The 12,265-nt window shown below is 72.1% G+C and carries 10 protein-coding genes and 1 pseudogene; 3 read left to right on the top strand and 8 right to left on the bottom strand.

The genetic code is table 11. The features are described from left to right. The first annotated feature begins 152 nt into the window (after positions 1–152). Both OG410_RS06850 and OG410_RS06845 read left to right on the top strand, forming a co-directional pair. Positions 153–1,652, top strand: a complete 1,500-nt coding sequence (locus tag OG410_RS06850) for an FUSC family protein (RefSeq protein ID WP_329298303.1) — start codon at positions 153–155, stop codon at positions 1,650–1,652. 327 nt (positions 1,653–1,979) lie between these two features. Then, positions 1,980–3,026 carry a lactonase family protein gene (locus OG410_RS06845; RefSeq protein ID WP_329304047.1) on the top strand — a complete coding sequence of 349 codons (1,047 nt, stop codon included), beginning with the start codon at positions 1,980–1,982 and terminating at the stop codon, positions 3,024–3,026. 175 nt (positions 3,027–3,201) lie between these two features. On the opposite strand, the gene OG410_RS06840 is transcribed toward OG410_RS06845, so the two are convergent. The 4 genes and pseudogenes from OG410_RS06840 to OG410_RS06825 form a co-directional block, all read right to left on the bottom strand. Further along, positions 3,202–4,122 carry a sirohydrochlorin chelatase gene (locus tag OG410_RS06840; RefSeq protein WP_328665316.1) on the bottom strand — a complete coding sequence of 307 codons (921 nt, stop codon included), beginning with the start codon at positions 4,120–4,122 and terminating at the stop codon, positions 3,202–3,204. Between the two features lie 129 nt (positions 4,123–4,251). Beyond that, entirely contained in the window at positions 4,252–5,295 is a 1,044-nt protein-coding gene (locus tag OG410_RS06835; RefSeq protein WP_329304046.1) for an N-acetylglucosamine kinase, read from the bottom strand. Between the two features lie 50 nt (positions 5,296–5,345). After that, a complete protein-coding gene (locus OG410_RS06830) occupies positions 5,346–6,023 on the bottom strand; it encodes a uracil-DNA glycosylase (protein ID WP_328455188.1) in 678 nt (225 codons plus the stop codon). A gap of 145 nt (positions 6,024–6,168) precedes the next feature. Continuing rightward, positions 6,169–6,513, bottom strand: a pseudogene (locus OG410_RS06825) (WD40/YVTN/BNR-like repeat-containing protein); the annotation flags it as partial. Between the two features lie 34 nt (positions 6,514–6,547). On the opposite strand from OG410_RS06825, the gene OG410_RS06820 reads away from it, so the two are divergent. Further along, a complete protein-coding gene (locus tag OG410_RS06820) occupies positions 6,548–7,144 on the top strand; it encodes a uracil-DNA glycosylase (RefSeq protein WP_329298302.1) in 597 nt (198 codons plus the stop codon). Positions 7,145–7,396: 252 nt separating this feature from the next. Here OG410_RS06820 and OG410_RS06815 read toward each other — a convergent pair whose 3' ends face one another. The 4 genes from OG410_RS06815 to OG410_RS06800 all read right to left on the bottom strand — a co-directional run bounded on the left by OG410_RS06815 (position 7,397) and on the right by OG410_RS06800 (position 12,223). Then, positions 7,397–8,617: an MFS transporter gene (locus tag OG410_RS06815; protein WP_329298301.1), complete on the bottom strand. Its 1,221-nt coding sequence runs from the start codon at positions 8,615–8,617 to the stop codon at positions 7,397–7,399. A gap of 58 nt (positions 8,618–8,675) precedes the next feature. Beyond that, positions 8,676–10,001 carry a cation:proton antiporter gene (locus tag OG410_RS06810; protein WP_328455196.1) on the bottom strand — a complete coding sequence of 442 codons (1,326 nt, stop codon included), beginning with the start codon at positions 9,999–10,001 and terminating at the stop codon, positions 8,676–8,678. A 126-nt stretch (positions 10,002–10,127) separates the two neighbouring features. Next, positions 10,128–10,901: a HalD/BesD family halogenase gene (locus OG410_RS06805; RefSeq protein ID WP_328455198.1), complete on the bottom strand. Its 774-nt coding sequence runs from the start codon at positions 10,899–10,901 to the stop codon at positions 10,128–10,130. A gap of 68 nt (positions 10,902–10,969) precedes the next feature. Next, positions 10,970–12,223, bottom strand: a complete 1,254-nt coding sequence (locus OG410_RS06800) for an ATP-grasp domain-containing protein (RefSeq protein WP_329298300.1) — start codon at positions 12,221–12,223, stop codon at positions 10,970–10,972. Positions 12,224–12,265: the final 42 nt, after the last annotated feature.

Below are 12,265 nucleotides of genomic sequence, written 5' to 3'. Positions count from 1 at the left end.
CTGCCGCGTACCTTGTCCGTATCGATGGCGCTGCGCAGCGCCGGACGGCAAGGACGCCGTACCGGACCCGCGGCGCCTTTCGCATGTGCGCCGCGCATGCCGAAACCTGTGTTGAACTGCGAAGTGGGGGCGGGACGCCGAAGGTGAAGAAGATGTTCATGGCGCCGGATCCGGGACTTTTCCGGCTGCGGGTCTCGATCCGGGCGGTGCTCGGCATCGGCCTTGCGGTCACGCTGTGCCAGTCGGCCGGACTCTCGCTCCCCGCCTCGATCGCCGGCGGGCTCGCGGCGCTCCTCGCGATGTTCACGGTCGGCGACCCGACCGTGCGCGGCCAGGCCGGCACCACCGCGCTGCTCCCCGTGGCCGGTTTCCCGGTCCTCGCGGTGGCGACCTCCCTGCACGGGGCGCCGATGCTGCGGGACACGATCTGGCTCGCCGTGGTCTTCGCCGGGGTGTACGCCCGCCGCTTCGGCCCGCGCGGGCACGCGCTCGGCATCTTCGCGTTCATGATGTTCTTCACGACCCAGTTCCTGCACGCCGTGCCCGGCCAGCTCCCGCAGCTGTACGCCGCCGTCGCCCTGTCGCTCGCGGCGTCCTCGGCCGTGCGGTTCGGCGCCTGGTGCATCGAGCGGCGCAGCCCCCTGCCGGCCGCGCCGCTGCCGTTGGAGGGGCGGGGGCTGGCGCGCCCCGCCACCCGGCAGGCCTTCCAGGCGACCGCGGCCTGCGCCTTCGCGCTCGCCGCGGGCCAGCTCCTCTCGCACGACCGCTGGTACTGGGCCGTCGGCACCGCGTGGTGGATCTTCGTCAACACGGCCTCGCGCGGCGAGACGCTGGTCCGCGGCTTCCGGCGCGTGGTCGGCACGTTCGTCGGAATCGGGGCCGGGCTCCTGGTCGCCGTACCGCTGCACGGCGCGCCCGCGCCCACGGCCGCCCTCGTCGCGGTGAGCGTCTTCGGGATCTTCTACACGGCCACGCCCTCGTACAGCTGGATGATGTTCTTCGTGACCGTCATGGCGGGCCTGCTCTACGGGCTGCTCGGCGTCCTGCATCCGGGACTCCTGGGCCTCCGGCTCGCCGAGACCGGTGTCGGCGCGCTCGGTGCCGCTCTCGCGGTGGCGCTCGTGCTGCCGATCACCACGCACACGGTCACCGACCGCTGGATCGAGCGCGCCCTGCGTGCCGTGCACGGCTGTACCTCGGCGGCCGCCCGGCGGCTCGCGGGTGACGCCCAGGCCGACCCCGCGCCGCTCGCGGGGGAGCTCGAAGCACTCCTGGGGCGTGTACGGATGGCTCTCGCGCCCCTGGTGCATCCGCTCAACCCGATGCGGCAGCGCAAGGAGCGGGCCCGCGCGATCCTCGCCCTGCTGGACGACTGCGCCCGCGAGGTGCGAGGTCTCGCCGCTGTCGCCGCCGACCCGGACGCCTCGCACGACGTCCGCCTCACGGCGGCCTGCCGACGGGTCGAGACCGCGATGGAGTCCCTGGTCGGCGCCGTGCCGGGGGGCGCTTCGGCGACCCACCACGGCGCCCCCGGCCACCACCCCGGTGCCGAGCAGGCGCTCGTGCACCTGCATGGACTGGAGCGGGCGCTCGTCGCGATGGCGACACCGCTGCGCGGACCGCGACGCGGCTCGCGGCTCGTCGGCGCCTGACGCCGTCGGGCTCTTCCTTCGGCCCCCTGGGATGCGCTCCGGCGCCCCAGGGGGCCGTTTTTTCCTCGGTGGACACCGATGCGGTGAAGCCCCGCCGGCCACAGGCGCTCTCAAGATCCACAGAGAGGGCGTGGGTGCCCGCTGGGCGGCCTCGCGGAGGTCTCCGGCGCCAGCCTCCGACACGGCGCCGATGACGCTCGTGGTGGCCGCCTGGCGGGCTCCACGCACCCTCGTGTCCCTGTCGGCCGGCCGGACCGCTTTGGTCTAGACCGCAGCGTCGTGACTGCTACCGTCGCCCCGACGACGCGGGACCGAGAGGGGACAGAAGTGGCGTACGGCGGCAGACGGCGACAGCGGGCGTTCATCGGGTCGTTCACGGCGGCGGGAGGCCTCGGTGTCCTCACGGCGGCCGTGGACCCGGACACCGGGGCACTGACCGTGCTGAGCGCCGTCGACGACGTACCCGATCCTTCGTATCTCGCGTTCGCGCCCGCGCACGACGTCCTGTACGCGGTCAGCGAGACCGCCGAGGGCGCGGTGGCCGCCTTCCGGGCGCACGGCGACAAGCCGGAACTGACCGGTCCGCCGACCCGGACCGGCGGCAGCGGCCCCACCCACCTCAGTGTCTTCGACGGACACGTCCTGACCGCGGACTACGGCTCGGGCAGCGTCAGCGCGGTACCCGTCCGCCCCGGCGGCGGACTGGCGCCCACCGCTTCCAGCGTGCTGCGGCACACCGGTTCCGGTCCGCACACACAGCGGCAGCGGGGACCGCACGCCCACCACGTGCAGCCCGACCCCACCGGTCGCTGGGCGGTCAGCGTGGACCTCGGCACGGACTCGGTCCGGGTGTGCGCCCTCGACGGCGGAACGCTCACCCTGCACCGCGAGATCGCCCTGCGCCCCGGCTCCGGGCCGCGCCACCTCGCTTTCCACCCGCGGGGCGAGCACGCGTACGTCCTCAACGAACTCGCTCCGACCGTCACCGTCTGCCGCTGGGACGCCGCGGAGGGCTCGCTGCGACCCGTCGGCGAGACGCCGCTCCTCTCCGGTGTCCCGGACGGCGACGCGTACCCCTCGGGCATCGTCGTCTCGCCCGACGGCCGCTTCGTCTGGGCCGCCGTCCGCGGGCAGGACAGTGTCTCCGTGCTCGAGGTCGACGCGGGGGGCGAGGGGCTCACGCTCGTCGCCGAGGTGCCCTGCGGCGGCGTCTGGCCCCGTGCGCTGGCTCTCGACGCCTCGGGGTGCTTCCTCTATGCGGCCAACGAGCGCTCCGGTGACGTGACCTGGTTCACCGTCGAACCGGACACCGGCGTTCCGCGCCGCGGCGGCTCAGTCCGGGCCCCCGCCGCGTCCTGTGTGATCTTCGGCTGACCAGGCCGGGTACGGCCGGCCCGGGTACCCCTGGGGCGCGTGCCTGGGGCGGCCGGGTACACCCGAGGACTCTGCCGGGTGCGCCCCGCGCCAACGGGAAAGGGCCCCTCCTGGTTCAGGAGCGGGCCCTTTCGATGTGCGGGCGGTACGGGTGGTGCGGGTGTGCGGCGGCCGACTAGAAGGCCGGCGCTCCCTGGGTCTGCGGCGGCGCGATGCCCAGCGCCGACGTGTACTGGGAGAGCGCGAGCTTGCCGATCGCCGGGTACGGGCCGAGGGCCTCGGCGGCGCTGCAGCCGGCCTCCTTGGCGGCCGCGTCGAGCAGACCCGCGTCGAGCTCCGGACCGATCAGGTACGGGGCGAGCGCGAGCTGCTGCGAACCGGAGCCACGCAGCTGCTCGGCGATGGCCGCGATGGAACCCTCTTCGTCGAGCGCCGCCGCCATGACCGGCACGGCGAGCCGCGCGGCGAGCAGCATGCCGGTGATCCCGGCCGCCTGCACCGCGTCCTCGCCGCCGACGGTGGCGAGCACGATGCCGTCCGCGGCGGTCGCCACGGTGAACAGCCGGGCGCGGTCGGCGCGGGCCAGACCGGCCTCGGAGAGGCGCACGTGCAGTGCCTCGGCGAGCAGCGGGTGCGGACCGAGGACATCGGTCAGTTCGGCCGCGACACGGCTTTCCATGACCGCCTGGCGGATCCGGCGCAGCAGGGCGCCGTCAGGACCGGCGAGCAGCGGCACCACGATGCCGACAGGGCCGTCGGGCGCGGAGACGTCGGAACCGGCGGCGCGGGCCTGCTCGAAGCGCGCGGTGCGCTCCTCGGCGGCGTGGGTCAGCACGGACTGCAGCGTGGGGAACTCGTCGTTCCCGTCCAGGTAACCGATGCGGGCATCGAGGCCGGGGAGCTCGGAGCGGGCGATGCTCACGACCTCCTCGGCGAGGCTGCGCGTGGCGGCGCTGGGGGTGCCCGGCACCGCGAGGACGAGCGCGGGCGCGCCCTCAGGAGCCGCCAGGGGTTCCGGACGGCGGTGCCGCCCGGCTTGGCGGGGTCGCGGCATTCGTACTGGCAGGCCGGACGCGGGCCCAGTGGGGGAGCTCATGGCGCCGCATGTTACTGGTTTCTCGGGTTCCCCTGTTCGGGGAGGGTGCAGGTGAGCGGTATCCGTCCGCTTTTGTCTGATGAGTTACGTACGAGTCAGAAGTGATCGGTAGTCGACGACTTGTCGGCCCTACGGAGAATTCCGGCCATAGATTTCCCCGTACGGCTTTTCGGCCACCACGGACAACATCCGGTCGTCCGGGGGCAGTGCGAGCCGGCCGTCCGCCAGGTCGGCCGCGATCCGCAGCGCGCCGTCGAGCGGGTCGCCCAGGGCCGGCACGCGCCAGGCGTGCGGCAGCCGCTCGCCCAACTCCTGGGTCAGGGGTCCGAGGATCGCGGCGCCCACGTTGAACACGCCCCCGGTGAGCGCGAGGTGGGGCTCACCGTCGGTGGGGCATACCGCGGCGGCCGACTCGGCCATGTGCCGTGCGGCGGTCTGCAGGATGCGCGAGGACACGGGATCGCACCCGCAGAGGCCGGCCACCTCGGGGGCGAAGGAGGCGAGCACGGCGGCCCGGTCGGCGCGCGGATACAGCAGGCCGGGCAGTTCCGGCATCGGCCCGAACATCTCCTCCGCCCGTGCCAGCAGCGGGGCCGAGCCGCCCGGGCGGCCGTCGAAGGCGCGCAGGGCCGCCTCCAGGCCCGCGCGGCCGATCCACGCGCCGCCGCCGCAGTCGCCGAGCAGATGTCCCCACCCGTCGGCCCTGCGCCACGACGTGAGATCGGTGCCGACCGCGATCATGCCGGTGCCCGCCGCGATCACGGCACCCGCCCGGGCGCCCAGGGCGCCCGTGTACGCGGTCACGGCGTCGGCGGCCAGCGCGAGCCGCCGTACGCCCAGTTCACGGGCCAGGGCGGCCGGGAGCTCGTCCCGCAGTTCGTCGCCGAGCGTGGCCAGGCCGGCCGCGCCGACGGCGACGGCCCCGAGCCGTTCGGCGCCCGCTTCGGCCATCAACCGCCGTGCCATCGGCAGCAGTTGTTCCAGCAGATGCCCGGCCGAGATCCCGCGCGGCCCGGTACGGACCGGTTCCTTCGAGGTCAGCGGGGCGCCGAGCCGGGCCGGATGAGGGTGCGCCGGGGCTCCTCGGCGTAGGGGAGAGCGGTCATCGCCCGGCACCGCGTGCGCGGCGAGAGCCACGCGCAGTCCCGAGCCTCCGGAGTCCACGGCCAGCACCACGGCAGGGCTCGGCCCGCCCCGCCGCCCGCCGTGTACGCCGTCGGGTGTCACGGCAGGCGCCAGTCCACCGGCTCCGCTCCTTGCCGCGCCAGCAGGTCGTTGGCGCGGCTGAAAGGGCGCGAACCGAAGAAGCCGCCGTCGGCCGATCTTGGGGAGGGGTGCGCGGACTCGACCGCCGGAAGACTGCCGAGCAGGGGGCGCAGATTGCGCGCGGGGCGGCCCCACAGGATCGACACCAGCGGCCGGCCGCGGGCGGCCAGTGCCCGTATCGCCTGTTCCGTGACGTCCTCCCAGCCCTTGCCCTGGTGCGCGGCGGACCTTCGGGGTGCCGTGGTGAGCGTCTTGTTGAGCAACAGCACGCCCTGCTTCGTCCAGGGGGTGAGGTCACCGGTGGACGGCTGGGGCGCCCCGAGGTCGTTCTTCAGCTCGGTGAAGATGTTGATCAGGCTGGGCGGCAGCGGACGGACGTCCGGGGCCACCGAGAAGGACAGGCCGACCGCGTGTCCCGGGGTCGGGTAGGGGTCCTGCCCGACGATGAGGACGCGTACCTCGTCGAAGGGCTGCTGGAAGGCCCGGAGGACGTTCGCCCCGGACGGTACGTAGGTGCGTCCCGCGGCGATCTCCGCGCGCAGGAAGTCGCCCATCTCGGCGATCCTTCCGGCGACGGGTTCGAGGGCTTTCGCCCAGCCCGGTTCGACGATCTCATGCAACGGTCGTGGTGCCACGGGCGTCACCCTACTGCCGTACACATGGCGGAGATCAAACCGGTGGCCGTCCCGCGTCCGGGGATGACCGATTCGTCGCCGAATCGGTCGTTCCCTGGCACAAGACGCCTGCAGCCGAGCGCCGTTGGAGTCCCCGGGCGACCGCTCAGGCCATGACCGTCGCGCGGATGCACAGGACGTCCGGGAGATGTGAGGCGAGCTGCTGCCAGCTGTCGCCGTCGTCCGCGGACGCGTACACCTCGCCGTTGCGGTTGCCGAAGTACACGCCCGCCGGGTCCGCGTCGTCCGTGCACAGCGCGTCGCGCAGCACCGTGCCGTAGTGGTCCTCGGAGGGGAGTCCCGCGGTCAGCGGTTCCCAGGTCCTGCCGGCGTCGTCCGTCCGGAAGACGCGGCACCGCCGGTCGGCCGGGACCCGGTCCGCGTCGGCGTTGATCGGGAAGACGTAGGCCGTGTCGCCGCGGTGCGGATGCGCCGCCACCGCGAACCCGAAGGCTCTTGACCCTGCGACCGAACGCATCGCGGCCATGGGGGACTTCCTCCGGTCCGAGATAGCGGCGGGCCGGACCTGTCTTCCGTCGGGGGCGAATGTCCTTCGGGTCTTTCAGCAGCCCTTCGATGACGTCCGGGTCCTGATCGTCGGTCAGGACCCCTACCCCACGTCGGGGATGGCCATCGGACTGAGTTTCGCGGTCTCGCCCGAAGTGCGTCCGCTGCCGGGAAGTCCGGAGAACATCTTCCGGGAGATGCACTCCGACCTCGGGCTGCCCAGGCCGTCGAACGGCGATCTGACGCCGTGGACGCAGCAGGGTGTGCTCTTGCTCAACAGGGCGTTGACGACGGCTCCGCGCAAGCCCGCCGCGCACCGGGGCAAGGGCTGGGAAGAGGTCACGGAGCAGGCGATACGGGCGTTGGCCGCGCGAGGCAAGCCCCTGGTATCCATCCTGTGGGGGCGTGACGCGCGCAACCTGCGGCCGCTGCCGGGGGATCTTCCGGCGATCGAGTCCGCGCATCCGTCTCCGATGTCGGCGGACCGGGGCTTCTTCGGTTCGCGTCCCTTCAGCCGGGCCAACGACCTGCTGCTGCGGCAGGGAGCCGAGCCGGTGGACTGGCGACTGCCTTAGGGCACGGGGCGCGGTACGGCTCGGAGGGCAGGGGTCTCCTGCCCGGGGCGCCCGGCTCGCGCCGGGCGCCTGCCTCGACGCCGGTCGAGCGGGAGCCGTCGCCGGCCAAGCCCCGGAAGGGCCGTCGGACGGGGCACAGCCCGCGGTGGATCCAGCGTCGGCCACCGTCGGCCGCCGACTTGGAGGCCACCGACCGCGCGAACGCGAACTCATCTGCGGTGAGGGCGGGTTCACGGGGCGGCGGCCGGAGGATCATGCCTGCTTGACCGCCGGGGTCCGCGCGGTCCAGCCCACCACGGCGCTCAGGAGGATCACCAACGGCACCAGGACGATTGCCGTCCTGCTCCCCTGGACCACGGCGAGGTGCGCGAAGACCGCCGCTCCCACAGCGCCGCCCGCCATGTCCAGGCTGGTGAGCCAGGACATCGTCTCGGTGATCTCGCCCTTCCTCGCGAGGTCCCCTCCCACCGTACGCAGCGTGCCGAAGACAGAACCGATGACCAGTCCCGCCACCGGACAGAGGAAGAGGACCGCCAGCGGGGAGAGCCGGGTGGCCAGCGCCAGTGTGCCGACTCCCGCCGCGAAGACACAGAGCAGCACCGAGAGCTTGGGGCCGCGGGCCAGGAGGTTGGGCATGGCGCCCAGGGCGAGGCTGCCCAGCACGCTGCCGACGGACAGGGCCCCGATGTATACCCCGGTGAACACCGCGGCGTCGTACTCCTTGGCGTAGATCGGCAGTATCACGTCGGTCGCGGTCACGGCCAGGACGAAGAGCCCGTCGGCGATCAGCAGGCGCCGCAGGGGCGCGGAGGTCAGCGGTCCCAGCCAGTGCCGTCGCCTGTCCGACTGCGGTGAGGCCGGAGTGTCGAGCAGGAGGCACACCACCACGGTGGTCAGCACCACGATGACCACCAGCGGCGCGGCACCCGAGAACGACAGGCTGAGCCAGCCGGCCAGCACGGGGCCGGTGACCAGCGCGGTGCCCATCATCGCCGAGTCGAGGGCCATCGCGGTGTTGAGCATGGCCTGGTCGGCGGCGTTGTACCAGACGGTCCGCATCAGGACGGCGATCGGTGGCGCCGTCGCCCCGAGGGCCGCCGATGTCACGAGGACCCAGGCGGTGGGCCCGTGGTCGGACACCACCAGGATCAGCAGGCCGGTCGCCACCCCGTAGCCGGCGAGACAGCCGAGCAGCACCACGCGGGGGGAGTGCCGGTCGATGAGCCGGCCGCGCAGCGGGGACGTCACACACGTGCCGACCGCGAGGCAGGCCACGGCAAGGCCGGCTGTCGTGTACGAGTACGCCCGGCCCACCATCAGCAGCAGGCTCAACTCGACCATGCTGTTCGGCAGTTTCGACGCCATGCCGACCGCCACGATCCGCCAGAACCCGGGCACCTTCCTCAGTTCCCGGTAACTGTGCAGCGGACCGCGCGGGGTCGTCTCCCGTAAGACTTCGGGCTCGGCAGACATCCTCTGGGCTCCTTGCTCTGTGGTGCGGCGGGCATCCGACGGCGGGGCCGGTGGGGCGTTACGGCTCTCGGGCGTCACGCGCGGTGGGTTCGCGCGGTACGTCGTGTGCCGGTTCCCCGACGCCCCGAGACCGTCCGGCATGCTCCGAGTCCGGGGACAGCGGGGCAGGTGCGGCGTCCGGTCCGGGCCGGTCGCCGGGAGGCAGCAGTCGTTTCAGGACCGGGCCGGTGGACATTGTAGTGAGCACGGCCATGGCCACGAGCAGCGTGTAGCGGGTGCCGTCCAGCAACCCCATCTCGCGGCCCGCGGTCAGCACGATCAGCTCGGTCAGCCCGCGCGTGTTCATCAGGGCACCGATCGCCGCCGAGTCCCTCGGCGTCATCCCGCAGAGCCGGGCGGCCCCGGCCGCGGCGAGGAACTTGGCGGCCACGGCGGCGGCCAACAGCACAGAGAGGTCGAGGAGTTGGGACGGACCCAGGCTGGACAGGTCCACGTTCCAGCCGGCCACCACGAAATAGACCGGCATGAAGAGCCGGCTGCTCAGCGACCCCAGGCGCTGCCGCAGCCGGACATCCACCTTTTCCGGCAGCCCGCGCCGGGCGCTGGTCCGCACGATGCCGAAGACGAAGGCGCCGAAGATGAAGTGCAGCCCCATCCACTCGGTGGCGGCACAGGACGCGAGCACTCCCACGAACGTGACGACCAGATCGGCCTCGCCGCTCGCCCTGCGCATGAGCGCACGGAGGGCCGGCCGTACGACGCCGATCATCAGGATCAGGTACGGGACGAAGCAGAGGAGGCGCCAGGGTGCGCCGCTGCCGCAGAGCAGCATGACCGCGCCCAGCAGCACCCACGCGAAGATGTCGCAGAGCGCGGCGCTGGCCACCCCCAACTGCCCCAGCGGCGTTCGGGAGAGGCCACGGTCCTCGACGATTCGGGCGAGGACGGGAAACGCGGTCACCGACAACGCGATTCCCATGAACATGACCTGTGGCAACCTGCTCGCCGAGGATTCGCCCGGCCCCCACCACAGGGCGAGACCCGCTCCCACCGTGAACGGGACCGCCATCGCGCTGACGGCGATGGCGAACGAGGTACGCCGGACCGAGCGTTTGGCGGACCACTCGAACTCCGTACCGAGCGCGAACATGAACAGGGCGAGACCGATGTCGGCGAGGGCGCTGAGCTCGCTCCGTACCTCCATCGGGAAGAGGGCCTCGGTGAACGACGCGTGCAGCAGCGTGGGCCCGAGGAGGATTCCGGCCACGATCTCACCGATGACGGCGGGCTGGCCGCACCGTCGCGCCACGGTGCCACCTACCCATGCCAACCCGGCGATCAGTGCGACGTCGAGGAAGAAAGCTGTGATCTGGCTACTGGACACGTCAGACAGGTCCCGTCCGAATTCAGATGAAGAGGGCCGGGCGCGCGTTCCTGCGCGCGGCCTGGCCCTTCGGGAGCGGCGCCGCGCCGCGGCGCCGCATCCGCACCTCCAGGTCGGCAGCCGGCCTTACATCATCGACTGCGCGGCCTTCGCCTCCGGGTCCTCCCACCAGCGGTCGTTGCCGATCAGCGGCTTGTCGAGGTCACGCTCGCCGGCCCAGGTCATGTTGAGGATGGTGCGGGCCGCGCCGTCCTCGGTCAGCGGAACGGTCCGGTGCAGCGTGGTGTCGGTGCGCTGGAGGTAGAGGTCCCCGGTGACGAGGCCGTGCGTGTCGATCCGACGCTCGCAGAGGGTCTCGTTGATACGGGGGTCGGTCTTGTCCCAGTGGGTGTGCGGGACGGCCTGGAGCATGCCGCCGCACGAGATGGGAGGCATCCGCAGGGCCCAGATGAGGGCGAAGCTGTAGTCGCCCCAGTGCCATCCGTGGGTGTCCGCCTTGAACTCCTGGTGGGTGATCAGGTAGCGCTCGTCCTCGGAGACCTGGGGAATGACGGGCTCACGGGCCACGCGCCCGAGGAAGCCGAGGAACGACTCCGACGTGGCGATGGTGCGGATGAGCTCGCTCTGCTCGATGTCCTCGCTCTTGACCACACTCATCTTGCGCGGGGTGTTGCCCGTGGTGCGCAGCAGCAGGTCCCGGCGCTCCTTGTGCTCGCCGATCAGCTGGTCGGCCTCCGCGCGGACGGCGGTCATTATCTCCTCGGGCACGAGCCGCGCGTCCTTGTCGAACTTCACCACTCCCTTGTGGTGGAACCGGTCCGCCAGCTGCTCGATGCGCTCAGGGGTGTAGTTCTCGGCCAGGAACTTGCCGAGTGTCTCGTCGATCTTGCTGATGTCCATGCTGAGTCCTTCTTCCTGTGCTGATGGGATGGGATCGCGAGAACCGCCCGGGAACGGGGCGGACGCAGTCAGACGGCCGGCGTGTCCGGCGTGATCTCCAGGTCGACCATGGCCCTGATCTCCGCGAGCACCCGTACGACCGATTCCTGGTCCGGGCCGGAGACCCAGGCGCCCAGCGGGATCGACAGGATGTCGCGGGTGAGCGGCACATGATCGCCCGGCTGGTAGGAGACCAGGACCTTGTCGACACCGGGGTGGTTTTTGACCTGCTCCAGGCCGTGCATGGCCACGAGGGTGCCGGGGCCGACCTCGTTGTGGATGGCGATCGCCCCGAACATGGCGCGGCTGTTGACCGGCTTGTCCATGACGGCGGGTCGCCGCCCGAGGTAGCACTCCAGGGTGTCGTGGAACGGACGGATGTCCGTGAACTCCGACCACTGGTCGGTGGCGGGGCCGCCGGGGAGCCGGGCGGCCACCTCCATCAGGAAGACGCCGTCCGCGTTGACCTTCACCTCGGTGTGGCTGGGACCGCGGTGCACCCCGAACGCGGTGAGTACCCGGACGACGTACTCCTCGATCCTCGCCCAGTCGGGATCGTCCGGCACGGCCTGGACGTTGTCCCACAGCGGGAAGTCGTAGTCCCGGTCGTCGGGCCTGCGGTACTCCCACATGTCGATCACCCGGTGGTCGCCGTCGCTGCTGAAGGCGTTGACCGCGAACTCGCGTCCCCGGATGTACTCCTCGACCAGCCAGGCGTCGACCGTCCAGCCGAAGTAGTTGGTCCTGTCGACGACTTCGAAGTTCTCGGCGCTCGCGGTGTCGGGCACCAGCGTGGCGCCGATGGAGCCGGCGCCCTCGCGCTGCTTGACGATGACCGGGTAGCCGATGCTCTCGGCGGCCTCGTGGACCTCGGAGGGGTCGCGCACCAGGCGGTAGGCCGGGATACGGAGCCCTTGCGAGGCGGCGTGGTCGCGCATGAGGGCCTTGTCGTGCCTGGCCCGTGACAGCTCGACGTCATTGCAGGGCAGGCCCAGTTCGTGCGCGATGACACCCGCGAGGTGCACCCCGGACTCCGAGCCCGGGACGACGGCCTTGATCTCCTGGTCGAGCCCCGTGAGAGCGGTCAGGACCTCGGCCGCCTCGGTGGCGTACAGGGAGGCGTCGTCGCCCTTGGCGTGGTCCGGCCAGGTCGCCCTCAGGTCCGCCGGTTCGTTGGTGAAGAGGGACACGACGTCCATGTCCATGTCCCGGACCGCCTGCTTGTAGCCCGCTCCGACCGACACAGGGTCGACCAGGAGAACGGCCGGCTTGCGGTTGCTCAACTGCTTTGCTCCTTCGGGAGAGTGCTGCCGGGGCGTGGTCCG

Origin of the sequence: Streptomyces sp. NBC_00659 (genome assembly GCF_036226925.1) — a bacterium.
Lineage (GTDB): Bacteria > Actinomycetota > Actinomycetes > Streptomycetales > Streptomycetaceae > Streptomyces.
This window is presented reverse-complemented; position numbering and strand designations above follow the sequence as displayed.

Bases quoted from the DNA above. Each gene is read 5' to 3' on its own strand.
- OG410_RS06805 (WP_328455198.1), bottom strand. From the start codon at position 10,901: ATGGACATCAGCAAGATCGACGAGACACTCGGCAAGTTCCTGGCCGAG.
- OG410_RS06850 (WP_329298303.1), top strand. From the start codon at position 153: ATGTTCATGGCGCCGGATCCGGGACTTTTCCGGCTGCGGGTCTCGATC.
- OG410_RS06820 (WP_329298302.1), top strand. From the start codon at position 6,548: ATGGGGGACTTCCTCCGGTCCGAGATAGCGGCGGGCCGGACCTGTCTT.
- OG410_RS06840 (WP_328665316.1), bottom strand. From the start codon at position 4,122: ATGAGCTCCCCCACTGGGCCCGCGTCCGGCCTGCCAGTACGAATGCCG.
- OG410_RS06815 (WP_329298301.1), bottom strand. From the start codon at position 8,617: ATGTCTGCCGAGCCCGAAGTCTTACGGGAGACGACCCCGCGCGGTCCG.